24 protein-coding genes and 1 pseudogene are annotated in these 21755 nt (G+C 68.8%); 13 read left to right on the top strand and 12 right to left on the bottom strand.

Going from position 1 to position 21755, the window contains the following annotated elements:
• Window positions 1-10 precede the first annotated feature (10 nt).
• On the bottom strand, window positions 11-751 hold the full coding sequence (locus ACT2FV_RS02280) for a helix-turn-helix transcriptional regulator (RefSeq protein WP_151052099.1): 741 nt from the start codon (window positions 749-751) through the stop codon (window positions 11-13).
• Window positions 752-1172: 421 nt separating this feature from the next.
• Window positions 1173-2051 carry a KPN_02809 family neutral zinc metallopeptidase gene (gene ypfJ / locus ACT2FV_RS02275; protein ID WP_059599167.1) on the bottom strand — a complete coding sequence of 293 codons (879 nt, stop codon included), beginning with the start codon at window positions 2049-2051 and terminating at the stop codon, window positions 1173-1175.
• Between the two features lie 426 nt (window positions 2052-2477).
• Here ypfJ and ACT2FV_RS02270 point away from each other — a divergent pair, with 426 nt between their 5' ends.
• From ACT2FV_RS02270 to ACT2FV_RS02250, 5 genes are all read left to right on the top strand, one after another.
• Window positions 2478-3269, top strand: a complete 792-nt coding sequence (locus tag ACT2FV_RS02270; protein WP_059599165.1) for an SDR family NAD(P)-dependent oxidoreductase — start codon at window positions 2478-2480, stop codon at window positions 3267-3269.
• A gap of 190 nt (window positions 3270-3459) precedes the next feature.
• Entirely contained in the window at window positions 3460-4494 is a 1035-nt protein-coding gene (locus tag ACT2FV_RS02265; RefSeq protein WP_444503100.1) for a LysR family transcriptional regulator, read from the top strand.
• A gap of 99 nt (window positions 4495-4593) precedes the next feature.
• Complete coding sequence (locus ACT2FV_RS02260; RefSeq protein WP_444503099.1) at window positions 4594-5292, top strand: hypothetical protein; 699 nt, start codon at window positions 4594-4596, stop codon at window positions 5290-5292.
• A 68-nt stretch (window positions 5293-5360) separates the two neighbouring features.
• Entirely contained in the window at window positions 5361-6680 is a 1320-nt protein-coding gene (locus tag ACT2FV_RS02255) for an MFS transporter (protein ID WP_059599233.1), read from the top strand.
• A gap of 49 nt (window positions 6681-6729) precedes the next feature.
• Window positions 6730-7431, top strand: a complete 702-nt coding sequence (locus ACT2FV_RS02250) for a DUF2848 domain-containing protein (protein ID WP_151052232.1) — start codon at window positions 6730-6732, stop codon at window positions 7429-7431.
• Window positions 7432-7507: 76 nt separating this feature from the next.
• On the opposite strand, the gene ACT2FV_RS02245 is transcribed toward ACT2FV_RS02250, so the two are convergent.
• A complete protein-coding gene (locus ACT2FV_RS02245; RefSeq protein WP_444503098.1) occupies window positions 7508-8488 on the bottom strand; it encodes an NAD-dependent epimerase/dehydratase family protein in 981 nt (326 codons plus the stop codon).
• A gap of 99 nt (window positions 8489-8587) precedes the next feature.
• Here ACT2FV_RS02245 and ACT2FV_RS02240 point away from each other — a divergent pair, with 99 nt between their 5' ends.
• Entirely contained in the window at window positions 8588-9487 is a 900-nt protein-coding gene (locus ACT2FV_RS02240; protein ID WP_444503097.1) for a LysR family transcriptional regulator, read from the top strand.
• 40 nt (window positions 9488-9527) lie between these two features.
• Here ACT2FV_RS02240 and ACT2FV_RS02235 read toward each other — a convergent pair whose 3' ends face one another.
• From ACT2FV_RS02235 to ACT2FV_RS02225, 3 genes are read right to left on the bottom strand one after another with little or no spacing between them, the layout of a single operon-like run.
• A complete protein-coding gene (locus ACT2FV_RS02235) occupies window positions 9528-9848 on the bottom strand; it encodes a DUF7660 family protein (RefSeq protein ID WP_151049051.1) in 321 nt (106 codons plus the stop codon).
• 26 nt (window positions 9849-9874) lie between these two features.
• Window positions 9875-10141: a hypothetical protein gene (locus ACT2FV_RS02230; protein WP_151049052.1), complete on the bottom strand. Its 267-nt coding sequence runs from the start codon at window positions 10139-10141 to the stop codon at window positions 9875-9877.
• Between the two features lie 51 nt (window positions 10142-10192).
• On the bottom strand, window positions 10193-11065 hold the full coding sequence (locus tag ACT2FV_RS02225; protein WP_444503096.1) for a LysR family transcriptional regulator: 873 nt from the start codon (window positions 11063-11065) through the stop codon (window positions 10193-10195).
• Between the two features lie 160 nt (window positions 11066-11225).
• On the opposite strand from ACT2FV_RS02225, the gene ACT2FV_RS02220 reads away from it, so the two are divergent.
• Window positions 11226-12686 (top strand): MFS transporter, encoded by a 1461-nt coding sequence (locus ACT2FV_RS02220; RefSeq protein WP_444503095.1) that lies wholly within the window; start codon window positions 11226-11228, stop codon window positions 12684-12686.
• A gap of 63 nt (window positions 12687-12749) precedes the next feature.
• On the opposite strand, the gene ACT2FV_RS02215 is transcribed toward ACT2FV_RS02220, so the two are convergent.
• Complete coding sequence (locus ACT2FV_RS02215; RefSeq protein WP_444503094.1) at window positions 12750-12953, bottom strand: oxidoreductase-like domain-containing protein; 204 nt, start codon at window positions 12951-12953, stop codon at window positions 12750-12752.
• A 12-nt stretch (window positions 12954-12965) separates the two neighbouring features.
• Here ACT2FV_RS02215 and ACT2FV_RS02210 point away from each other — a divergent pair, with 12 nt between their 5' ends.
• Window positions 12966-13097, top strand: a complete 132-nt coding sequence (locus ACT2FV_RS02210) for a hypothetical protein (RefSeq protein ID WP_257129478.1) — start codon at window positions 12966-12968, stop codon at window positions 13095-13097.
• Between the two features lie 32 nt (window positions 13098-13129).
• On the opposite strand, the gene ACT2FV_RS02205 is transcribed toward ACT2FV_RS02210, so the two are convergent.
• Window positions 13130-13843 (bottom strand): SDR family NAD(P)-dependent oxidoreductase, encoded by a 714-nt coding sequence (locus ACT2FV_RS02205; protein WP_444503093.1) that lies wholly within the window; start codon window positions 13841-13843, stop codon window positions 13130-13132.
• Window positions 13844-14164: 321 nt separating this feature from the next.
• Here ACT2FV_RS02205 and ACT2FV_RS02200 point away from each other — a divergent pair, with 321 nt between their 5' ends.
• Window positions 14165-14842 (top strand): dihydrodipicolinate reductase, encoded by a 678-nt coding sequence (locus ACT2FV_RS02200; RefSeq protein ID WP_444503892.1) that lies wholly within the window; start codon window positions 14165-14167, stop codon window positions 14840-14842.
• A 91-nt stretch (window positions 14843-14933) separates the two neighbouring features.
• Here ACT2FV_RS02200 and ACT2FV_RS02195 read toward each other — a convergent pair whose 3' ends face one another.
• Together ACT2FV_RS02195 and ACT2FV_RS02190 are read right to left on the bottom strand one after the other, a co-directional pair.
• Window positions 14934-15743 carry an SDR family oxidoreductase gene (locus tag ACT2FV_RS02195; protein WP_444503092.1) on the bottom strand — a complete coding sequence of 270 codons (810 nt, stop codon included), beginning with the start codon at window positions 15741-15743 and terminating at the stop codon, window positions 14934-14936.
• Window positions 15740-16573, bottom strand: coding sequence for a molybdenum cofactor biosynthesis F family protein (locus ACT2FV_RS02190; protein WP_151049091.1), 834 nt, complete (start codon window positions 16571-16573; stop codon window positions 15740-15742). The genes ACT2FV_RS02195 and ACT2FV_RS02190 overlap by 4 nt, the downstream gene beginning before the upstream one ends.
• A 170-nt stretch (window positions 16574-16743) precedes the next feature.
• Here ACT2FV_RS02190 and ACT2FV_RS02185 point away from each other — a divergent pair, with 170 nt between their 5' ends.
• From ACT2FV_RS02185 to ACT2FV_RS02175, 3 genes are all read left to right on the top strand, one after another.
• The gene (locus tag ACT2FV_RS02185) at window positions 16744-17541 is read left to right on the top strand and encodes an AraC family transcriptional regulator (protein ID WP_151049059.1); all 798 of its coding nucleotides are present in this window, start codon (window positions 16744-16746) and stop codon (window positions 17539-17541) included.
• A 193-nt stretch (window positions 17542-17734) separates the two neighbouring features.
• Window positions 17735-18658 (top strand): DMT family transporter, encoded by a 924-nt coding sequence (locus ACT2FV_RS02180; protein WP_151049061.1) that lies wholly within the window; start codon window positions 17735-17737, stop codon window positions 18656-18658.
• A gap of 151 nt (window positions 18659-18809) precedes the next feature.
• Entirely contained in the window at window positions 18810-19358 is a 549-nt protein-coding gene (locus tag ACT2FV_RS02175) for a permease (RefSeq protein WP_124628271.1), read from the top strand.
• A 90-nt stretch (window positions 19359-19448) separates the two neighbouring features.
• Here the strand turns inward: ACT2FV_RS02175 and ACT2FV_RS02170 are convergent, their stop codons facing one another.
• Window positions 19449-19583: an entericidin A/B family lipoprotein gene (locus tag ACT2FV_RS02170; RefSeq protein WP_006752948.1), complete on the bottom strand. Its 135-nt coding sequence runs from the start codon at window positions 19581-19583 to the stop codon at window positions 19449-19451.
• Window positions 19584-19816: 233 nt separating this feature from the next.
• Between ACT2FV_RS02170 and ACT2FV_RS02165 the strand changes: the two genes are divergently transcribed.
• Window positions 19817-21112, top strand: coding sequence for an aspartate carbamoyltransferase (locus ACT2FV_RS02165; RefSeq protein ID WP_059526663.1), 1296 nt, complete (start codon window positions 19817-19819; stop codon window positions 21110-21112).
• A gap of 157 nt (window positions 21113-21269) precedes the next feature.
• Here ACT2FV_RS02165 and ACT2FV_RS02160 read toward each other — a convergent pair.
• A pseudogene (locus ACT2FV_RS02160) lies at window positions 21270-21548 on the bottom strand (VapC toxin family PIN domain ribonuclease); the annotation flags it as partial.
• Between the last annotated feature and the right edge of the window lie 207 nt (window positions 21549-21755).

The following is a 21755-nucleotide window of genomic DNA, read 5'->3' as shown; positions in this document are numbered from 1 at the left end:
CGCGGAAAAACTACAGGAACAACGTGCCGACCAGCTCGGTGCGGTTCGACACGCCGAGCTTGCGGTACATCCGCATCAGATGCGTCTTGACGGTCGGCTGGCCGAGCGCGAGATCGCGCGCGATCTCCTTGTTCGAGCGGCCGTCGCGTACGAGGCGGGCGATCTGCTCCTCGCGGTAGGTCAGCCGCGCCTCGCAATCGATCCGGTGAATCCCGCGCCGTGCGCGCAGCAGCGGGCTCAGCGCGGCTTCGGCAACAGGCTGCAGCCGTGCCAGCGCGTCGATCTCGCCCGGCGCGAACCGGCCCGCCGTGCCGTTGCCGACGCCACCGCCCGCTACGCCCTTCCCGAAGCGCAGCAGCGAAAACGCGCCGATCGTCCGGCCCGCGTCGTCGCGCAGCCAGATCTCGACGACGTCGGCAACATCGTGGCGCCGCAGGAAACGGGTCCAGTATGCGGACGCATCGCGTCTTTCCTCAGGCAATTGGGAAGCGAGCGTCACGACCGCGTGAGCGCCTGCCGCGCAGCGCGACGGGTGCAGCGGATCGAGCATCCGGTAGCGCGCGATGTAGGTGCGATGCATCGACTCGGGCATGCCGAACAGCTCGAAATCGGCCGGCTCTCCGCTCAGGTCGAGCCGGTAGAACACGATCGCGGACGGGCTCGCAAACGCGTCGAACGCATCGACGCACGCGCGCAGCGCGCGCTGCCAGTCGGCGGCTTCGTGATCGGCGGGAACGGATGAGGTCGGCATGATGGGAGCGGCCGGCGGCCGCACGCGTCGAAGTTCGGGCCAGCCTACCGGCGCCGAAAATGGGCCAGTGAGCACAAATCGGCAATTCGTCTGCTGGTGCTGGATGGCGGACGCGCCGGCCGTGTTGCGACAACCGAATCGACGTCAGGACATCATGCGCCGCGAGCCCTGCGGTCGACGATGGCCGTCGAGGGTGGCGCGAGACATCGCACGCACCGGCCGTCTCCCGACGACGGAATCCGCGTCGGGAAGGCATGCGCCGTGAGCCGCAGGACCGAGCATGGACGTCGAAGACGGCGCGGAACATCGCGCACGCCGATCGAGCGCGATCGGAACGATCGGCGAGGTTTCCGGAGCGGCCGCGCGGGCGGCCTCGAAACGAAGGCGCGGCACCATGCGCGCCCCGCCCTGTCAGTGAATCTCAGTGCGCGTTCGCGGCGAACGTGTCGCAGGCGCTCACTTCACCCGATTCCATCCCGCGCCGCAGCCAGTACACACGCTGCTCGCTGGTGCCGTGCGTGAAGCTCTCCGGCACGACGTAGCCCTGGCCTTGCTGCTGCAGCCGATCGTCGCCGATCGCGGCGGCCGCCTTCAGCCCCTGCTCGAAATCGCCTGGCTCCATCAGCCGCTGGTTCGCGCGCTGCGCGTTGTTCGCCCACACGCCGGCGAAGCAGTCGGCCTGCAGTTCCATCCGCACCGACAGCGCGTTCGAGCGCGCTTCGCTCGAACGGCGGCGCGCGGCATCGACCTTGTCGGAAATGCCGAGCAGGTTCTGCACATGATGACCGACTTCGTGCGCGACCACGTAGGCCTGCGCGAAATCGCCTCCCGCGCCGAAGCGCTTGCGCAGTTCGTCGTAGAAGCCGAGATCGATGTACACGTTGTGGTCGCCCGGACAGTAGAACGGCCCCATCGCGGTCTGGCCGGTGCCGCACGCGGTCGGCGTCGAGTTCGTGAACATCACGAGCTTCGGCGGTTGGTACTGCGCATGCAACTGGGTGTTGAAGACGCCCGTCCACGTGCGCTCGATATTGCCGAGCACCTTGCGCGTGAACACCGCGCCGGGATCGTTCGCCGGTGCGCCCTGGTGCTGCGTAGGCGCGGGCTGGGCCTGCTGCTGCCGGCCCTGCAGCGCCGACGCGCCTTCGAGCACGACGCGCGGGTCGATCCCGAAAAAATACGATGCAGCCAGCGCGACCACGATCGTGCCGATGCCGATCGTCGCCCGCCCGCCGCCGAACCCGCCACCGCCGCGTCGATCCTCGACGTTCACGCTTTCTCTTTCGTCGTCCAGCCTCATTGCCGGCCCCTCCCTGTTCCTGTCGATGGTCCGGCCGCGCAATGCGCGACCGGGCGATCAGCCACCGCGCCCTGCGCCATCGGCAGAGCTGATGTATCCGTATCGGTCGCATGCGCACGCCGATCTTGCCGCCTGCCGCTCCGCTTGCACGACGGAATCGGGCGGCCGTCGCGCCCCGCACTGATGGGCGGGCGCGCCCGCGCCATTTTGCCGGGCTTTTGCGACGCATCGCAAAAATACGGAGGATAGAGCGATTCGGCGCCGGACATCGTCAGCTTTTGCAAAATGACCGCGATCCGGCCGGTCGGCCCGGTGCGCGATACCGCCCTCGCCCGTCCGGCCGGTATGCGTTCATCCTTTCGGCGGATACCGGCGTGCGTCGGCGCCACCTAAAGTGACCGGAAACGACACCCTCCGGAGAACGACATGACGCACCCGCAACCCCGTACGATCGCGATCACCGGCGCAGGCACCGGCATCGGCGCCGCGTGCGCGCGCCGCTTCGCCGCCCGCGGCGATCGCGTCGCGCTGATCGGGCGGCGTCGGGCGCCGCTCGACGCGCTCGCCGCCGAGACGGGCGGCCTCGCGCTCGCCGGCGACGCCGCGAGCACGGCCGACTGGGCGCGTTTCCTGCCTGAGATCGCTGCACGGTTCGGCCCCGTCGATGCGCTCGTCGCATGCGCGGGCGGCCACGGTCTCGGCCGCGCGGACGAAACCGACGACGCGCAATGGCGCGACGCGATGCATGCGAACCTCGACACCGCGTTCGTCAGCGCACGCGCATGCCTGCCCGACCTGATCGCGCGGCGCGGCAGCATTGTGCTGGTCGCGTCGATCGCGGCGCTCGTGGCCGGGCCCGGCGTATGCGGCTATACGGTCGGCAAGCATGCACTGCTCGGGCTCGCGCGTTCGCTCGCACGCGACTACGGGCCGCACGGCGTGCGCGCGAATGCGGTGTGCCCGGGCTGGGTCCGCACGCCGATGGCCGATGCGGAAATGGCGCCGCTGATGTCCGCTCACGGCGACACGCTCGACGGCGCCTATGCGCGCGTCAGTGCCGACGTGCCGCTGCGGCGCGCGGCCGATCCGGACGAAATCGCGGCCGTGTGCGCGTTCCTGGCCTCGCCCGACGCGTCGTTCGTGACCGGCGCGACGCTCGTGGCTGACGGCGGCGCGATGGTCGTCGATGTGCCGACGCTCGCGTTCGACAAGCTGTGATGCCTGAAGACACGAAGCCCACGTGACACCGCGTTGCGGGCGGCCGCACAAGGTCGGGCGCGCGTCTTCCGGCACTCGAACGCCCGCCCCCCGCCCCGGCACGCACGGCGCGCGTTCACGCCCCGGAAATCCGCTAACATCGACCGATCCCGCCGCCCCCGCGCGGCACTGCCTCACCGCTCGGAATTCGATGAACATCCGGTTTCTTGAAACCTTCGTCTGGCTCGCGAAGCTGGAGAACTTCCGGCTCACGGCCGAGAAACTGCACACGACGCAGGCGGCCGTGTCGAGCCGCATCGCGTCGCTCGAAGAGGCGTTCGACGTGCGTCTGTTCGACCGCAACACGCGCTCGGCCACGCTCACGCCCGCGGGGCGGCGCATGCTCGCTTACGCGGAGCGAATCGTGCGGCTCGACAGCGAGATGCGGCGCGACATCGACGCGGCGAGCGACGCGGGCCTGATCCGGATCGGCGTGATCGAATCGATCGTTCACAGCTGGTTTCCGGCGCTGATGGCGCAATTGCGCGAACGCTATCCGCGCCTCGACGTCGAAATCACGAGCGATACGACGCTGCACTTGATTCGCCTGTTGAGCACCGACGGCGTCGACCTGATCCTGCAGACCGACCCGGTGCCGGGCCCCGACTTCACGAACCTGCCGCTGTGCGAATTCCCGGTGCGCTGGGCGGCCAGCCCGCGCCTCGGGCTCGGCGGCGAACGGCTCGACATCGCGCGGCTTGCCGCGTATCCGATCATCAGCTTCTCGCGACATTCGGGGCCTCACGCAACGATCGAGCGGCTGTTCGCGGTCGTCGAACGGCCGGCCAGCATCAACTGCATCACGTCGGTCGCCGCGATGATCCGGCTCGTCGCCGACGGCTTCGGCGTGGCCGCGCTGCCGCCCGCGATCATCGGGCGCGAACTGCAGGAAGGCGCGCTCGAACTGCTCGACGTCGAACCCGAATTCCCCGCGCTGCCGCTCGTCGCGTCGTATCGCACGCAGGGCCTGCCCGTCGCCGCGCGCATCGCGGAACTGGCGAGCGAAGTTGCACGCGCGATGCCGGCCGCGTCGAGTCATGCGAAGACGGGCGCATCGGCAAAGGCCGAGGCTGTCGACGAAGCTCCCGTCCGTCCGGCAAGAAAAACCCGGACCGCAACGGCAAAACGCATGCCGGAATCCGCACCGCCCGCCACCCCGGCGAAACGCCGTCCGCGCCGCTCATAAGAAAACCTGTTCACCGCGAATTTGTTTTCTTGTTGGACGGGCACGGCCCGTCTTCGGGACACTGCGGTTCCTGACACACCCCGTCACGAGGAACCCGCCATGACCCGCCTTTCCCTTCCACACGGCCAGCTCTGCGTCTGGACGGACATCGACCCCGCGCACGAAGCCGATTTCAACGCGTGGTACGACCGCGAGCACATGCAGGAGCGTGTCGCGATTCCCGGCTTCACGCATGCGCGACGGTTTCGCGCGACGGACGGCGGCCCGCGCAAGTACCTCGCGCTCTACGTGACGGACACGCTCGACGTGTTCCGCAGCGACGCGTATCGGCGCGCATTCACGCGGCAGACCGCCTGGTCGCTCGCGAACTTCGAACGGATGACGGGCACGCAGCGGCGAGTCGGCGACCTGACGATCGAGGCCGGCGACGGCGAAGGCATGCATCTCGCGCTGTTCATGCTGCAGCCTGAGCACATCGACGTGCCGCACCTGCGCGAGCGCTTCGACGCGGTGCTGAGCGAACCCGGCATCCATGCGGCACGGCTGTTCCGCACCGTGCCGGACCTGTCCGCGCCGATCGGTGCCGATGCGGCCGCGCGTCCGGCCGCCGACGCGCTCGTGCTGATCGAGGGCAGCGATGCGGCGGCCACCCGCCGCGTCGCCACCGCCATCTCTACCGCCATCGCCGGTCACGACGAAGTGCGCACCTTCGACCTGCTTTGGCGCGCCGCCGCGCCGCCGCCGGCGGCCGGTCGCGATGCCGAAACGAAAGCGGCCGCCGCCGCCCTGCCGGCCTGAATCCCGACTTCGCCACCGGCCGCGTCATCCGTCATCGGCACGCGCGTCATCCCGTCATCCTTCACGACATGCCCGACACCATGAGCACTCTCGCCCAGCCCGCCGCCCACGCACCCCGCCGCGTCCGCAACAGCCGACTCGCGACCGCGAGCATGATCGGCACGTCGCTCGAGTGGTACGACTTCACGATCTACAACACGCTCGCCGCGCTCGTCTTCAATCATCTGTTCTTTCCGTCGGTCGATCCGCTGGCCGGCACGATCCTCGCGTTCTCGACCTACGCGGTCGGCTACGTATCGCGCCCGCTCGGCGGCTTCGTGTTCGGCAATCTCGGCGACCGCATCGGCCGCCGTGCGGTGCTGATGCTCACGCTCGTGCTGATGGGCGTCACGACCGCGCTGATGGGCGCGCTGCCGACCTATGCGCAGGCCGGCATCCTGAGCCCGATCCTGCTCGTCGCGCTGCGCTTCGTGCAGGGCGTCGCGCTCGGCGGCGAATGGGCCGGCGCGGTGCTGCTGTCGGTCGAGCACGGCGACCAGAAGCGGCGCGGGCTGTCCGCATCGTGGACGCAGATCGGCCCGTCGTTCGGCACGCTGCTCGGTACCGGCTGCATCGCGCTCGTGACACTGTCGACCACGTCGGGCGACTTCCTGTCGTGGGGCTGGCGCGTGCCGTTCGCGGCCAGCGCGCTGCTCGTCGTGTTCGGTTTCTGGCTGCGGCGCGGCGTCGACGAAACGCCGCAGTTCGAGCAGCTCGCCGAATCGCACGCGACCGCCGAGGTGCCCGTCGCCGACGTGCTGAAGTATCACTGGAAGCGCCTGCTGATCGCGGGCGGGTCGCGGATCGGTTCGGACGTGCTGTACGCGCTGATCGTCGTGTTCACGCTGACCTACGTGACGACCGTGCTGCATCTGTCGCGCCCCGTCGCACTGACGGCCGTGATGATCGGCACGGCGTGCAACGCGCTCGCGGTGCCGTTCTTCGGCGCGCTGTCGGACCGCTTCGGACGCCGCCCCGTGTACCTCGCCGGCGCGATCGCCGGGATCGTGTGGGCGTTCGTGTTCTTCACGATGCTCGATTCGGCGCGGCCGGGTGCGATCGTCGCGGCGGTTGCGATCGGCCTCGTGATCCATGCGGCGATGTACGGTCCGCAAGGCGCGTTCGTCACCGAACAGTTCCCGACGCGCGTGCGTTACGCGGGCTCGTCGCTGGCCTACACGCTCGCTGGCATCGTCGGCGGCGGTTTCGCGCCGCTCGTGATCGCGACGCTGTTCCGCGAGACAGGAACGACGACGGCCGTGTCGCTGTACGTCACCGCGTCGCTCGTCGTCACGTCGATCGCGCTGCTGGCCGCGCGCGAGACCGCGCACCGGCCGCTCGCGGATTGAGCGTCCCTGCCGATCGTTTCATTCATTCGCACTTCAAACGGATACCCGCATGCAAGCCCTGTCGTTCAACGTGATGTCCCCGCAAGGTGCGTCCGCTCATGTCGACGTCGAGATCGAACGTGTCGTGATTGCCGGCTGGGCCGGCCGCGATCCGGACGCGATCCGCGCGCACATCGACGAACTCGCGGCGCTCGGCGTCGCGCCGCCGTCGACCACGCCGTGCTTCTATCGCGTGTCGTCCGCGCTGCTCACGCAGGCGGCATCGATCGGCGTGCTCGGCGCGCGCTCGGGCGGCGAGATCGAGTGCGTGCTGATCGACAGCCCGGTCGGCACGCTGGTGACGGTCGGTTCCGACCATACGGATCGGGAAGTCGAGGCCTACGGCGTCGCGGTGTCGAAGCAGGTATGCGCGAAACCGCTCGGCCGCGATGCGTGGCGCCATGCGGACGTTGCCGATCACTGGGACGCGATCGAGATGCGTTCATGGTTGATCGGACCCGGCGGAGAACGCGTCGCGTATCAACATGGCGCCGTCAGCGGGCTGCTCGCGCCCGATGCGCTGTGGCAGCGCTTCGATGACCGGCGCACGATGCCCGCGCGCTGCGCGATGTTCGGCGGCACGGTCGCCGTGCACGGCGCGATCGCGGCGATGGGCGACGGTGACACATTCGAGATGGAACTGCACGATCCGGTGCTCGGGCGCAGCCTCCGGCACCGGTATGCGGTCGAGGTATTGCCGGTCGTCGCGTGACGGCAGGTGGCAGGCGCGCATGCGATCACGGACATGAACCGCATGCGGGCCCGCCATTCGCGTGCGCCGCTCGCCGTCATCGCAAGCAGCCCAGCCCGGCCAGCGCCGCCTCCACCGCGGTATCGAGCGGCGTCATCGGCTCGCGGCCCAGCACCGCCGTCACCCGCGCGTTGTCCATCCGGAGCGGCTCGCGCCACAGATAGCGCATCTCGAGCATCTCGCGCATCGTCGTGACGAACGGTGCCGCGGCCCACACAAGCCACCACGGAAATCGCCGCACCGTCGGCCGCATCCCGTGCCGCTGCGCGACGCGGCGCACGGCCTGCGCCATCTGCGTGCCGTCCGCGTCCCAGTGCCCGCCGAGATGGAAGCGCGCGAACGGCGCCAGCGTGTCGCGTCGCTCGAGCAGCTCGACCATCGCGCGCGCGACGTCCGGCACGTACGCCCATTGATGGCCGACGCCCGGCCGGCCCGGCACGCTGATGGCCGCGACGGGCTGCCCGGCCTTGACGAGCCCCTGCCCGAACCAGTTGTTGCCCGCATGCCCCCCGAAGAAATCGCCGGCCCGCACGATGATCGTCCGGACGCCCTGCGCGGTCGCCGCCTGCAAGCGCCGCTCCATCTCGACGCGGATCGCGCCCTTGCGCGTCACCGGATGCTGCGGCGCCTCTTCGCGCAACACGGGAAACGCGTCGGGGCCGTAGTTGTAGATCGTCCCCGGCAGCACGACGGTCGCCTGCGCCGCCGTCGCCGCCGCGATCGTGTTGTCGAGCATCGGCAGCACCTGCGTCGACCAGCTCCGGTAACCGGGCGGGTTCACCGCATGCACGATCACGCTGCAGCCGCGCGCCGCGCGGACCACCGCCTCGCGATCGAGCGCGTCGCCGCGCATCCAGGCGATCCCGTCGCGCTCCACCGTCTCGGCGTCGAGCGCGCGCTTGAGCGCGCGCACCTGCCAGCCGGCATCGCGCAACTGACGCGCGACCTCGCCGCCGATGCCTCCGCTCGCGCCGAGCACGAGTGCCTGTCGTTGCGTTCCGCCTGCGTTTGCCGTCATGGTCGTTCTCCGTGAATGAACCGTTGTCTGCACGCATTCTGGCGCGAGGCCGCCTAGCAAGGAATTGCCGAACATGATTGATTAGCTATACATTTATGTATGGCCATCGATCTGAACTGGGAACGCTACCGCACCTTCCTCGCCGTGCTGACGGAAGGCTCGCTGTCGGGCGCGGCGCGCGCGCTCGGCATCACGCAGCCAACGGCCGGCCGTCATGTCGCGGCGCTCGAGGCCACGTTCGGCCAGACGCTCTTCACGCGCTCGCCGTCGGGGCTGCTGCCGACCGAGGCAGCGCTCGCGCTGCGCGGTCACGCCGAGGCGCTGCGCAGCGCGGCAGCCGCGTTCGAGCGCGCGGCCGCGAGCCACGGCGCGGGCGTGCGCGGCACCGTGCGGATCTCGGCCAGCGACGTGATCGCGGTCGAAGTCCTGCCGCCCATGCTTGCGCAGTTGCGGCGCGACCATCCGGGGCTCGTCATCGAACTGGTGCCGACCGACCGCATCCAGGACGTACTAAACCGCGAGGCCGACATCGCAGTGCGGATGGCGCCGCCCGCACAGGACGCGCTCGTCGCACGGCGCATTGGCGAGATCGACGTCGCGCTGTATGCCCGCGACGACTACCTGGCGCGCAACGGGACGCCGTCGTCGACGGACGAACTCGCGCATCACGCGCTGATCGGCTTCGATACGGTGACGCCATTCATCCGCTCGGCGGGGCGCGGGATGCCGCAGTGGAAGCGCGATGCGTTCGCGCTGCGCACTGACAGCAATCTCGCGCAGCTCGCGATGATCCGCGCCGGCTACGGGATCGGCTTCTGCCAGAACCGGCTCGCGCAGCGCGATGCGCGGCTCGTGCGCGTGCTGCCGGACGGGCCCGCGATGAAACTGGAAACGTGGGTGGTCATGCACGAGGATCTGCGGGCGAGCCCGCGTTGCCGGGCCGTGTTCGATGCACTGGCTACCGGGCTGCGCACGTATGCCGAAGGGACGGCCGACTAGGCCGCTCCAACCCGCTGCGCCCGCCAGTCGACGCGATGCGCTATTCGTGGATCTTGCCGGCGAACAGGATGTCGGCCATGCGCCGCCACGGATTGTCGGGCAGGTCGTAGCAGCGCGGCCCGTCCTCGGACGCCTCGGCCCAGTCGACCATCGCCTCCAGGTACTCGCCGATCGAGCGGTTTTCCCAGCCGAGCGCGGCGGCCGCGAATGGCGACGGCGGCACGTCTGCGTCGAGCTGGCGCTCCTTGTGCCAGTCATGGCCGAGCACGCGCAGGAATTGGATCAGCGAGCGCTCGTCGACCACCCGCTCCAGCGCGTGCTGCAGCCGCGCCGCCATCTTGCTTTTCAGTTCGTCGTTCATGCGTATCGTCCCCCGCTACGCAACGTTCAGAAAGCTTCCACCTCGCACCAACCGGGGTACGTTTCCTCGACGATGAAGAAATCGTCGAAGTAGACCAGCCCGAGCCGCTCGAGCGACCTCATGCACGCATCGGCCGCGTCGCCGCCGAAGAACGGGCCGAGCGACACCAGCCGGTCCGACTCGTCGAAATACTCGGCGAAATTGAATTCGCGCATGACCGCGGACAGGTCGACCGCTTTTTCGACCAGCGCCGCGCGCCGAACGACGATCCCGAAATCTCTCGATATTTTCATTGGTACCGCCCCCGTCGAATACGTGCGTCTGCGCCGACGCGCATGCCTGCGTCACATCAGCAACTGGCGCGACAGCACCTCGCGTGCCTGCGTGACCGTCTCGCGTTCGCCCGGCATCGGCGGCGTCAGCGAGAACACGGCGTCGGGCAGCGCCGGCAGCCGGTATTTCGCGCCGAGCCGCACGAGACCCTCGCCGATCGCCGATGCGCACAGGCAGCCGACGCCGAGCCCCGCCGTCAGCATCGACTGCAGCCCCGCGACGCCCGACGCGCTGTGCACGAGCACATACGGCGCGTGCTGCTCGTCGAGCGAGCGCACGGCGATCTGATGCATCATGCAGTCGTCCGGCAGCAGCACGAGCGGCAACGGCTCGGGCAACTGCTCGGCGAGCGCGGGCGATGCAACCCACGACAGCGGCTCGCGCCGCAGCACCCAGCGCGTATCGGCCGACGCGGGCCGGAACGGCCCGCTCGACAGGTTCATCACGACGCCGAGATCGATCTGTCCGCGCGCATGCGCGGCTTCGATCTCCGCGCTCTTCATCGCGCTCACGTGCAGGCTCAGTTGCGGGTAGCACTCACGCAACCGCGCGAGCAGGCCCGCGACTTCGTGCGTCCGGTAGTAATCGGTGATCGCGACGCGCAACTCGCCCTTGATCGCCTGGCCGCGCACTTCGTCGAACGCGGCCTCGTTCAGCGCGACGATGCGGCGCGCATGCTGCAGCAAACGTGCGCCGGCCGGTGTCGGCTCCACGCCGCGCTTGCTGCGCGCGAACAGCGGCACGCCGGCGCGCGATTCGAGCTTGCGCACCTGCTCGCTCACCGTCGACTGTGACAGATGCAGCACCGGCGCGGCCGCCGTAAGGCTGCCCGCATCCGCCACCGCCGCAAAAGTGCGCAACTGATCCAGGTCGAAACCGCGCATCGCCCTCTCCATCCATCGAATAACCCGATGGATGCTACCACCAATTCCCGCTTTTCCGATTCATCGGCAATCCGCAGAATATGGGTTCAACGGCTCGCACGAGCCCGGTTCAACGGGCTTCGACATGCGTTGCAGCCCTCATTCTTCCGGACTTCCGTTCATGACCGACAACACCCTCGCCCCTTGCGCGCCGGCCGGCACGGCCGCCAAGGCACCGCCGCGCAGCCATCACGGCTGGGCGCTCGTGGTCCTGCTGGTCGGCGCCATTCTGCCGCCGCTCGACTACTTCATCGTGAATCTCGCACTGCCGGCCATCCGCGACGGCATCGGCGCGCGACCGTCCGAGCTGCAGCTCGTCGTGTCGGCCTACGCGTGCGCGAACGCGGTCGTGCAGATCACCGGCGGGCGTCTGGGCGATCTGTACGGCCGCAAGCGGATGTTCATGATCGGGATGGCCGGCTTCGTCGTCGCATCGACGCTGTGCGGGCTCGCCGGCAGCGGCGCGGTGCTGGTCGGCGGCCGCGTGCTCCAGGGCCTGTTCGCCGCGGTCCTCGCACCGCAAGTGCTCGCGACGATCCGCAGCGTGTTCAGCCCGCAGGAACAGGTGCGCGTGATGGGTTTCTACGGTTTCGTGTTCGGTCTCGCGGCCGTGATCGGCCAACTGGGCGGCGGCGCATTGATCAGCCTCCATCCGTTCGGGCTCGGCTGGCGCGCGATCTTCCTCGTCAACGTGCCGATCGGCGTTTTCGCGCTACTTGGTAGCTGGCGCTTCATCCCGGAAAGCCGGCCGCCACGCGGCCAGCGTATCGACGTGCCCGGCACGGTGCTGCTGTCGCTGTTCCTGCTGATGCTCGTCTACCCGCTCACGCACGGACGCGAGGCGGGCTGGCCGCTGTGGATGGTCGCGTGCATCGCCGGGGCGCTGCCGATGCTCGGCGCACTGCTGGCGGTCGAAGCGCGCCGGATCGCGGGCGGCCGCGATCCGCTGCTCGACGTGCGCCTGCTGCGCAATCCGGTCGTCGTGCTCGGGCTCACGCTCGCGTTCCTGTTCTACATGCTGAGCGCGTTCTTCCTGAGCTACGGGATCTATCTGCAGGGCTGCCTGGACTGGTCGCCGCTCGCGTCGGGGCTGGCGATCCTGCCGCTCGGCATCGGCTTCCTCGCGAGCCCGCTGTTGATGCCTCGCCTCGTCGACCGGTTCGGCGGCCATCGCGTGCTCATGCTCGGCTTCGCGATGCTCGCGGCCGGCGTCGCGACCGCCGCCGCACTGGCCGGCGAACACGCGCCCGGCCCGGGCTTTTACGCGGGCGTCGCGGCGATCGGCATCGGGCAAGGCCTCGTGCTGCCGTCGGTCGTGCGGATCGTGCTCGCGGAAGTCGACGCGGCGCGCGCCGGGGTTGCATCGGGCATGGTCAGCACGATGCTGCAGATCGGCGCGGCCGTCGGGGCGGCGACACTTGGCGGGCTGTTCTTCGCGCGGCTCGGCGCGCAGCCGGGTGCGCTCGACTACGTGCAGGGGTTCAGGACGGCGATGTGGGCGCTGGCGGTCGTGTTGCTCGTTTGCGTCGCGTTGTCTGCCGCGCTGGGACCGATGCATCGACGCGTGCGCGCCGGTACGTGACGACACGGGTCGGACCACACAGCGCCGGCAGCGAATCGGGGCATGCGCGACCGCTTGCGGGCATCAAGCCCGTTTGTGATGCTTGAGTTGCTCGTGCCGCGCTTCCCATTCGGCCAGCTCGACGCGATAGCGCGCCAGCGCTTCGTCGTACAGGTCGAAAACGCACGGCGAGCAGCCGCTGTTGCAGCAGTCTTCCAGTTCGGGTTGTTCGGGCGGGGTCGGACGCGGATCGTCGGCGAGCGTATCCGCGGAGGCAGGCTTGGTCACGGCTTCAGTCACATGATGTCGAACGCCCAGTATACGGTGATGGTCCGCGGCATGCAGGCCGCCGGCCGTATGCAGCCGTGCAACCTGCTGATCGACATCGCGGCGATCGCGCACATTCCGCGTGCGCGATTTCGCATGCCCTGACGTCGAAATCGAGTGCGATCGCCCGTCAGCCGCTACGCCACGCGACCACTCACGGGAATCGATGCGCCGGTGATCGCCTGCGCGTCAGTCGACAGCAGGAACCCGATCGTCGCGGCGATCTGTTCGGGCCGGACCCAGCGCGTGAAATCCGCATCGGGCATGTCCGCACGGTTCGGCGGCGTGTCGATGATGCTGGGCAACAGCGCATTCACGGTCACGCCGCGATCGAGCAGTTCCGCCGCCAGCGCCTCGGTGAGTCGCGCGACGCCCGCCTTCGCGGCCGCATACGCGCCCATTCCCGCGCCTGCCTTGAACGCCGCACCCGCGCCGATGTTGACGATGCGGCCCGCCGGGCTCGCCACCAGGTACGGCAGCGCGGCCTTCGACGCATTCAGTGCCGTCTTCACGTTCAGTTCGTACATGCGGTCCCACGTGGCCGCGTCGCCATCGGCGATCGTCTGCCACACGAACGCGCCTGCAATGTTCAGCAGCGCGTCGACCCGGCCGAATTCGCGATTCACGGTGTCAAGCGCGCGTGCAGCTGCCTGCGGATCGACGAGATCGATGCCGCCGAGGCGCAGCGCATCGGCCGGCACGCCGGGCAACGCCTGCGCGTCCGGCGCGCTGCCACGGCCGATCAGCGCGACGCGAGCGCCGCGCTGGCCGAGCCAGGCGGCTGTTGCGATGCCGAGGTGGCCGAATCCGCCGGTGATCGCGACTGCCTTGCCGTTCAGGTCGTGTTCCATCGATGTGCTCTCCAGGGTCGAAGGGGGTTGGATGATACGCGGTTCGGTGCGATGCCGGCCGCGACACGGGCGTGCCCGGCCGGGGTGTCGACAGCGTAGCGCCGTTCACGCTTCCGTGTGTGCTGCGACGGATGCGTCACCATCGACGAGGTCGATCTGTTGATCCGCCGCGGCCGTGCAGGTGCGCACCACACACAGCGGCAGGCCGCCGGGCATAATGCGCGATCACGGCGCGCCGCGCGGTGCACCGTGATCGCGCCGGGTCGTCGAACGACCCGCGCCGTTTCCGTATCGAACCCCGAACCTCAATTCGTCTATCCCATGCAAGTACTCGTCGTTGGCACCGGCAAGCTGGCAACCGAACTGCTCGGCTCGCACCGGCTCGCACCGGCAACCTGTCGCGTGATGGCCTGGTCGGACCCCGCCCGTGGCAACGTCCGTTCGATCGTCGTTCACGCCGGATCCGGCCGCGAGCTGCCTGCCGCGATCGAATTCTGCCGCGCCACGGGGTCGCCACTCGTCGAGCTGTCCACCGGCTCCGACCTCGAAACCGGATCGCACGACTTCCCCGTCGTGCTCTGTCCGAATACGAACATCCTGATGCTCAAGTTCATGAGCATGCTGGAAACCAGCGGCCATCTCTTTCGCGACTGCCACATCAGCGTGACGGAGTCGCACCAGGCCAGCAAGACGTCCGTGCCCGGCACCGCGGTCGGCGTCGCTCAGTCGCTCGGCGTTCCGGCGCAGGACATCCACTCCGTGCGGGACCCCGCCGAGCAGCGCGACGCCTTGCAGATTCCCGACGATCAGCTCGGCCGCCATGCGTTCCACCGGATCCGCATCGAGGACGGCGCATGCAGCCTGCAATTCGAATCCCGCGTGTACGGCGCGTCGCCTTACGCGGATGGCGTGTCGCGGATCATCGAGGCCGTCCGGCAGCAAGAACTCGAACCTCGCCGGTACTCGATCGTCGAGTTCATTCATAACGGCTGGCTATAGTAGCGACCGGCGCGACGGTGCGCGGGTCGCACCGACTGCGCCCCTGCCGGCCCATTCGACGGCCCTCGTCGCACGATCGCGCGCGCCGCCCTTACCCGTCACCCAGCACGGCTCCGCTCTCCGGCAACGTCGCGCCGCCGTCGACGACGATCGTCTGCCCGGTGATGTACCCCGCATCGGCCGACGCGAGAAACAGCATCGCGTTCGCGATGTCCTCCGGCTCGCCCATGCGCGCAAGCGGAATGTCGCGCGCGATCTGCGCGGCGACCGACGCATCGCCGAGATTGCCCGCTGCCGGCGTGCGGATCATCCCCGGCTCGACGCCGTTGACCGTCACGTTGCGGCGCGCGAGTTCAAGCGCCGCAGCGCGAATGAAGCCGTTTACGCCTGCCTTCGACGCCGCGTAGTGCGCGAGCCCCGGATAGACGACGCGCGGCCCGGTCACCGACGACGTGACGAGCAGCCGCCCCGCCCCCGCACGCTCGAATGCCGGCAGCGCGGCCTGTGCGAGCCAGAACAGCGCCGACAGGTTGACCGACAGCGTGCGCTCGAGCAGCGGCGCATCGATCTGCTCGAACGGAGTCAGCGGGAAGTACGCGGCGTTATGAACGACGACGTCGAGCCGGCCACCGTCGCGCTCGACCGCCGCGACGAGCGCGACGAGTTCGTCTCGGCTCGCGGCGTCGACGCGATACGCACGCGCAGCGCCGCCCGCGCTGGCAAGCGCGTTCGCCTGCACGGCAGCGGCATCGCCGTTGAGATCGGCCAGCGCGACGAATGCATCGGATTGCGCGAAACGGCGCGCGATTGCCGCGCCGATCCCCTGCGCCGCGCCCGTGACGAGCACGACGCGGCCACTGAAATCCGCACGCAGGCGGCCGCTGCCCGGCACGGCGTTCATCGCTGCGCCTCGCCGGCGATCGGATGCACGGTTTCGTTCAGCACCTGCGCATGCGCGCCGATCGGGAAATTCGACAGCATGCCGAAATCGGCGCCCTGGTATCCAAAGATCTTGCCGTCCGTCTTGCGTTGTGCGAGGTCGATCAGCACGACGCCGAGCGTCGGCACCACCTTCTCGCGCCATACGAACAGATACAGCTGCTCGGCGAGCCTGAAGTAATGGCAGCGGTCCACGTCGGCCAAGCCGCCTTCGACGCCCTGCAGACACTGCCATGCGTAGAAGTTCTCGTTCAGGTAGATGTGCTCGTAGCATTCGGTCGGGCTGTAGCGATACATCGTCCGCTTGCCGATCAGTTCGCGCGTGGGCCCGTGCAGCGGGCCCGGCTGCGCATGGCCGCCGAGCGTGCCGTGCCGGAACGTCGCATCGACACCCGTCAGCGGCAGCCCGCGCGCGACACGCGTGAACGCGTCGACATGCGTTTCGGCTTCGGTCGGCAGCGTGCCGATCACCGACGTCCACACGCCGCCGCCGACGTCGATCACGAGACTGACCGACGTCGCGCGTGCTGCCGGGTCGATGTAGTCGACGAAGTACAGGTCGTCGCGCAGCCGCGTGACACGGCAAGGCGCCCGGCCGCCCGTGCCGGTTGCCGCGTCGAGCCATTGCAGCGCGCCCGCTTCGAACATGTAGACGCGCCATGCGCCCGATGCGTCGCCGAGGGCCAGCGACCGCCCGGCGAGCTCGTCCACGGGCGCGAGGATGTTCGCGTCCGGCGCGAAGCCGTCCGCGAGCGCGCCCACCTGAATGAATACCGTGTCCTGTCGTTCCACCTGCCGTCTCCCGCGCAGCTTCAGGCCCGGCGGGCCGTGTACGCTGCTCATGTGCACATGGTGCGGGCTGCGCACGCCGCGCGGTATCGGCCAAAAGGATGAAGGGCGCGCGGCGCCGGAACGCGCTAAAGTGCACGTGATCCGCGCCGCTGCCGGCGCGAGGAGCGCCCATGCACCGTGTCACCCATTACCGACGCACCGATGAAGGCATCGAGGCGATCAGCCTCGAGTCCGACCGCACGTTTCCGCGGCACGCGCACGACGACTTCGGGGTCGGCGTGATCGTCAGCGGCGCGCACCGGTCCTGGAGCGGCCGCGGGCAGGTCGACGCGCTGACCGGCGACGCGATCATGGTCAATCCGGGCGAGATACACGACGGCATGCCGATCGAAACGGGCACGGGCCGGCGTTGGCAGATGCTGTACCTTGCGCCCGTCCTGGTCGCGGGCGTCGCGGCGGAAGAAGGCCTCGGGGGCGTCGAGCTCGTACATCCCGCCGTGCGTGACGCGCGGCTCGCGGCCGCGTTCGGACGGTTGCATGCACGGATCGTCGCAGGAAACGACACGCTGCCGCTCGCCCGCGACGAGGCGCTCGTCACGCTGGTCGCCGGGCTGCTTGCGCGGCACTCGAATCGCGCGCTGCCACCCGCCGGCGTCGCACCGGCGATCCGGGTCGCCCGCGAGCGGCTCGATGCGGCGCCCGCCGCACCCGTTTCGCTGGCGGAACTCGCCGGCCTGAGCGGCGTGAGCCGCTTCCAGCTGCTACGCGGATTCGCGCGCGAACTCGGCATCACGCCGCATGCGTATCTGATGCAGTCGCGCACGCGGCTGGCGCGCGCACTGCTCGCGAACGGCCGGCCGATCGCGGATGCCGCGGCCGAAGCCGGTTTTGCCGACCAGAGCCACCTGACGCGCGCGTTCGCACGCCAGTTCGGGATCACGCCGGGACGATTCACGCAGGCAGGCTGAACAGGCCTCGCCGTCGCTGCGCGGCCACCGGTGCGCGACGATGTCGACCGTCGCCGTCCGGCACGTTGGATGGCGGCGCTGCCGGTCAACGGGAGACACCGGACGCATCGCCTTCCCGCTCACCCGCCCCGCTCGCCGACGCGCTGCAATTTCGTTCAAGACGCCCGTGCCGCCGCACGCGACGATGCGGCACATGAAGACACGACTGATCGGCTATCTCTATCTCGCCGCCGCAATGGCAGGCGTAGGCAGCACCGTCATCGCGAGCCGCCTCGCGGCCGGCGGCCTGCCGCCGTTCGCGGCCACCGCACTGCGCTTCCTGATCGCAACCCCGCTGCTGTTCGCGCTGATGCGAGCGCAGCGAATGCGATGGCCGCGGGTCTCCACACGCGACGCCGTGCTGCTGGTCGTGCAGGCTGCGGCGGGCGGGGTCGGCTATACGGTGCTGCTGATCATCGGCACGAAGTTGTCGTCGCCCATCGATGCAGGCGTGATGCTCGGCACGCTGCCGGCGATGTCGACGCTGATCGCGGCGGTCGTGCTGCGCGAGCGGCAGACGCCGCGCGACTGGGGCGCGGCCGCGCTGGCCACCGCCGGCGTGCTGTTCGTCACGTTCGCGCCCGGCCAGGCCATGCCGTCGCTCCCGACGCTCGCCGGCGACGCGCTGGTGCTGGCCGCCGTCGCTTGCGAGGCCGTGTTCATCCTGCTCAACCGGCGGCTGTCGGCGCCGTTGCCGCCGCTCGCGCTGTCGACGGCGATGTCGGGCCTCGGCTTCGTGCTCGCGCTGGTGCCGGCCGCGTTCGAATGGCACGCGCTGGCGACCGGCTGGAACATCGGCGCGGTGTCGGCGATCGCGTACTACGCGCTGGTGCCGACCGTGCTCGGCTATCTGTGCTGGTACGCGGGTTCGGCTCGCACGAGCGGCACCGAAGCCGCGCTGTTCACGGCGGTCGCGCCGGTCTCGGCCGTGCTGTTCGCGGTCGCGCTGTTCGGCGAGTCGCTGGGCGGCACGCGCGTGCTCGGCATCGCGCTCGTCGTCGCGGGGATGCTGGTGGGTGCGACGCGGCGGCGCGAGCCGCCGGCACGCATCACGTCAGCCGGTTGTCTCGATGGCTAGCCCGTTCGTCGATCGATGGCCATCACCGCCCACCATCGACGACTGTAGGAATGTGTCCGCACGCGGCAAAATCGTTGCGTACCGTCGCGCAAGATGCAATATTCGCGTGGCCGGGCCATTTGACCACCATCGAACAATAATTCGCATCGCCATGAACAAGAAGGAAGCCAAAACAAGAATCGCGGCGCTGCTGTCCGCGGGCGCGAGGAAAGCCGACGTGCTTGCCGAGCTGGCCGGACAGGGCCTCAAGGATCGCGTGCTCGCGCGCCTGATCGCGTCGCGCCCCGACCCCGAACTGTGCAGGAAAAACAAGGTGCATACCCGGGTCCTGATCGCGCTCGGCATCGCGCAGTTGTTGATCAGCGTCGCACTCGCCTATCTCATCCTGGTGGACGGACTCAACATGGGCGCCGCGGTGCTGTTCCTCGCGTTGACGGTGCCGCTGTCGCTGCTGTTCATCTGGGGCTTCGCGACCCATCGCGTCGGCGCGTATCACGCGTTCATCATTCTGTCGCTGCTGCAAGTGCCGAAGACCATCGCCGATCTCGGCCGCGATCCGTCGGCCGCGCTGCCGACCCTCGGCGTGACGGTCATCCTCGTCGGCTACGTCTGGTTCGTCCGCAACCGGCTGTTCCCGGACTTCGGCTGGTTCACGCCGCGCAAGGTCGAGGGCCGTTACGCGTTCGTGGAAAGTGCCTGACGCCGCCCACCGCGCGCCATGAAAAAGGCGCCGGGCCGTCCCGCGATCGCGGGACGGCCCGACGCCTTCTACATTCCGGAACCCGGTAGCTTACTTCGCCTTCTCGGCGGTATCGCTAATTGCCTGGCCACCCTTCGAAATGTCCTGTCCCACGCCTGCAACGGTATTGCAACCAGCGAGCGCGGCGGTCACGACCAGCAGCACTGCAGCAATCGTACGCGTCATTCTCATTCTCCTTGGAGTCAACATGCCCGGCCGGGCGAATCGTATGCGGCGTGATGCCCTGCGGCTCGCAGGACACGGGGCCTGACCTGATTATACGGAGACAGCCGCCGCGCGCCAGTGTTCGCCGGGCCGGCGTGACGCAGGCCACACGGGCCGTCGCGCAGATTTTCCTTGACTTCGGCCAGCCTCGAACTAATATACGCACCGCGTATATTTCTCATCAGGTGCCGCCGATGACCGTTCCCCAGCAAGCCTTCCTGCGCGACGCGATGCGCCGCCTCAACATGACCCGCGAAGCGTTCGCGAACCGCATCGGCGTAAGCCGCCGTGCGCTGGACACGTGGCTGTTGCCCGACGATTCGCAGGAATCGCGCGGCATGCCCGAGATCGTCGAGCGATTCGTGTCGGAAATCGTCGAACGCCCGGCACCGGACGGCGGGGACTATACGCAAAGCGTAGAAAAGCAGGGGCTCGCGAAGCAATTCCTGTTCGAAGGCAAGCCGCAGCTGATTTCCGTGGACCAGTTCTCCCGCGATTCGGTCGAGGCGCTGTTCCGCGTCGCCGACGTGATGCAGCCGATCGCGCGCCGCCACAAGATCTCCCGCGTGCTCGAAGGCGCTGTGCTCGGCAACCTGTTCTTCGAGGCCAGCACGCGCACCCGCGTGTCGTTCGGCGCGGCTTTCTGCCGGCTCGGCGGCTCGGTATGCGACACGACCGGCTTCACGTTCTCGTCGATGGCCAAGGGCGAATCGATCTACGACACGAGCCGCGTGATGGCCGGCTACGTCGACGCGCTCGTGATCCGCCACCCGGAGAAAGGCTCGGTTGCGGAGTTCGCGCGCGCGACCAACCTGCCGGTGATCAACGGCGGCGACGGCCCGGGCGAGCACCCGAGCCAGGCGCTCCTCGATCTCTATACGATCCAGCGCGAGTTCTCGCGGCTCGGCAAGATCGTCGACGGCGCGCATATCGCGCTCGTCGGCGACCTGAAATACGGCCGCACCGTGCACTCGCTCGTCAAGTTGCTCGCACTGTACCGCGGGCTGAAGTTCACGCTCGTGTCGCCGCCGACGCTCGAAATGCCCGCGTACATCATCGACCAGATCGCGACGAACGGCCACGTGATCGAGCAGACGAACGACCTCGCGGCCGGGCTGCGCGGTGCGGACGTCGTCTACGCGACGCGGATCCAGAAGGAGCGTTTCACCGACGAGTCGTTCGAAGGCTACACGCCGGATTTCCAGATCAACCAGGCGCTCGTCGATTCCGTCTGCAAACCCGACACGCTGATCATGCACCCGCTGCCGCGCGACAGCCGGCCCGGCGCGAACGACCTGTCGGTCGACCTGAACCGCGATCCGCGCCTCGCGATCTTCCGGCAAACCGACAACGGCATTCCGGTGCGAATGGCGATCTTCGCGGTGCTGCTCGGCGTCGAGAATCTGGTTCAACACTCGATGCGCGATGCGACGTGGCGCCCACCGGCGTACCTCGGGCCGGAGGATGCGGTGTTTCACGGGATTGATTGACCCGCATCCAGTGTCGCGCCCGTCCGGTCTTGAGACTGCTTCGGCTCAAGGGGCGCGCACAGAAGTAACGCACACGACGCGCCGCCTTGCACGGCGCGTTTTTCATTTTCGATGCAGATAATGCGGGAGCGGCCGGCCCCTGCGTCAGCTGGCCTGCGGGGTCGATCACGCACAAGCCCGCCGCTGCGAACGGCGCGACGTCGCGTGTGGCCACGATCAAGCCGTTCGCTGCGGCCGTTGTGGCGATAAAGCTATTGGCCGATGCCAGCGCGTTGTCCGTCGCACGAGCCTTCGCACGAAGGCTCGCAAATGCTTTGCTGGCTGCATCAGCGAACGCCAGGACCAGGCCGCGAAACAGCGGCACGATGCGCTCCTCGATGCTCTGGTGCAGCCAGTCCCGCCTCCGCCCTTCCGGCAACACCGCCACACCGCCACGGCGAATCGCATTTCCGCGAGACCGATTCGACCATCCGGCCCGCCCCGCAAGCGTTCAAACCCTCTGCAACATTCGTCAACACTCTCATCACAAATGCAAACAAGAACGCTTCTCATTTACTGAGAAATTACATAGAATGCCGCCTGAAACCAAATCGTAATAATTCCCGACGGCGTGCACATTCCCGTGGCGCGTCGTTCCGGGGGC

The organism is Burkholderia sp. PR2 (genome assembly GCF_052372875.1).
GTDB lineage: Bacteria > Pseudomonadota > Gammaproteobacteria > Burkholderiales > Burkholderiaceae > Burkholderia > Burkholderia diffusa.
Note: the sequence above shows the minus strand (reverse complement) of the source record. Positions and strands in the feature narration are given on the sequence as shown.

Bases quoted from the DNA above. Each gene is read 5' to 3' on its own strand.
- ACT2FV_RS02185 (WP_151049059.1), top strand. From the start codon at position 16,744: ATGCACCGTGTCACCCATTACCGACGCACCGATGAAGGCATCGAGGCG.
- ACT2FV_RS02230 (WP_151049052.1), bottom strand. From the start codon at position 10,141: ATGAAAATATCGAGAGATTTCGGGATCGTCGTTCGGCGCGCGGCGCTG.
- ACT2FV_RS02180 (WP_151049061.1), top strand. From the start codon at position 17,735: ATGAAGACACGACTGATCGGCTATCTCTATCTCGCCGCCGCAATGGCA.
- ACT2FV_RS02245 (WP_444503098.1), bottom strand. From the start codon at position 8,488: ATGACGGCAAACGCAGGCGGAACGCAACGACAGGCACTCGTGCTCGGC.
- ACT2FV_RS02165 (WP_059526663.1), top strand. From the start codon at position 19,817: ATGACCGTTCCCCAGCAAGCCTTCCTGCGCGACGCGATGCGCCGCCTC.
- ACT2FV_RS02225 (WP_444503096.1), bottom strand. From the start codon at position 11,065: ATGCGCGGTTTCGACCTGGATCAGTTGCGCACTTTTGCGGCGGTGGCG.
- ACT2FV_RS02255 (WP_059599233.1), top strand. From the start codon at position 5,361: ATGCCCGACACCATGAGCACTCTCGCCCAGCCCGCCGCCCACGCACCC.
- ACT2FV_RS02170 (WP_006752948.1), bottom strand. From the start codon at position 19,583: ATGACGCGTACGATTGCTGCAGTGCTGCTGGTCGTGACCGCCGCGCTC.
- ACT2FV_RS02270 (WP_059599165.1), top strand. From the start codon at position 2,478: ATGACGCACCCGCAACCCCGTACGATCGCGATCACCGGCGCAGGCACC.
- ACT2FV_RS02265 (WP_444503100.1), top strand. From the start codon at position 3,460: ATGAACATCCGGTTTCTTGAAACCTTCGTCTGGCTCGCGAAGCTGGAG.
- ACT2FV_RS02195 (WP_444503092.1), bottom strand. From the start codon at position 15,743: ATGAACGCCGTGCCGGGCAGCGGCCGCCTGCGTGCGGATTTCAGTGGC.
- ACT2FV_RS02240 (WP_444503097.1), top strand. From the start codon at position 8,588: ATGGCCATCGATCTGAACTGGGAACGCTACCGCACCTTCCTCGCCGTG.
- ACT2FV_RS02175 (WP_124628271.1), top strand. From the start codon at position 18,810: ATGAACAAGAAGGAAGCCAAAACAAGAATCGCGGCGCTGCTGTCCGCG.
- ACT2FV_RS02205 (WP_444503093.1), bottom strand. From the start codon at position 13,843: ATGGAACACGACCTGAACGGCAAGGCAGTCGCGATCACCGGCGGATTC.
- ACT2FV_RS02200 (WP_444503892.1), top strand. From the start codon at position 14,165: ATGCAAGTACTCGTCGTTGGCACCGGCAAGCTGGCAACCGAACTGCTC.
- ypfJ (WP_059599167.1), bottom strand. From the start codon at position 2,051: ATGAGGCTGGACGACGAAAGAGAAAGCGTGAACGTCGAGGATCGACGC.
- ACT2FV_RS02220 (WP_444503095.1), top strand. From the start codon at position 11,226: ATGACCGACAACACCCTCGCCCCTTGCGCGCCGGCCGGCACGGCCGCC.
- ACT2FV_RS02280 (WP_151052099.1), bottom strand. From the start codon at position 751: ATGCCGACCTCATCCGTTCCCGCCGATCACGAAGCCGCCGACTGGCAG.
- ACT2FV_RS02260 (WP_444503099.1), top strand. From the start codon at position 4,594: ATGACCCGCCTTTCCCTTCCACACGGCCAGCTCTGCGTCTGGACGGAC.
- ACT2FV_RS02235 (WP_151049051.1), bottom strand. From the start codon at position 9,848: ATGAACGACGAACTGAAAAGCAAGATGGCGGCGCGGCTGCAGCACGCG.
- ACT2FV_RS02210 (WP_257129478.1), top strand. From the start codon at position 12,966: ATGATGTCGAACGCCCAGTATACGGTGATGGTCCGCGGCATGCAGGCC.
- ACT2FV_RS02250 (WP_151052232.1), top strand. From the start codon at position 6,730: ATGCAAGCCCTGTCGTTCAACGTGATGTCCCCGCAAGGTGCGTCCGCT.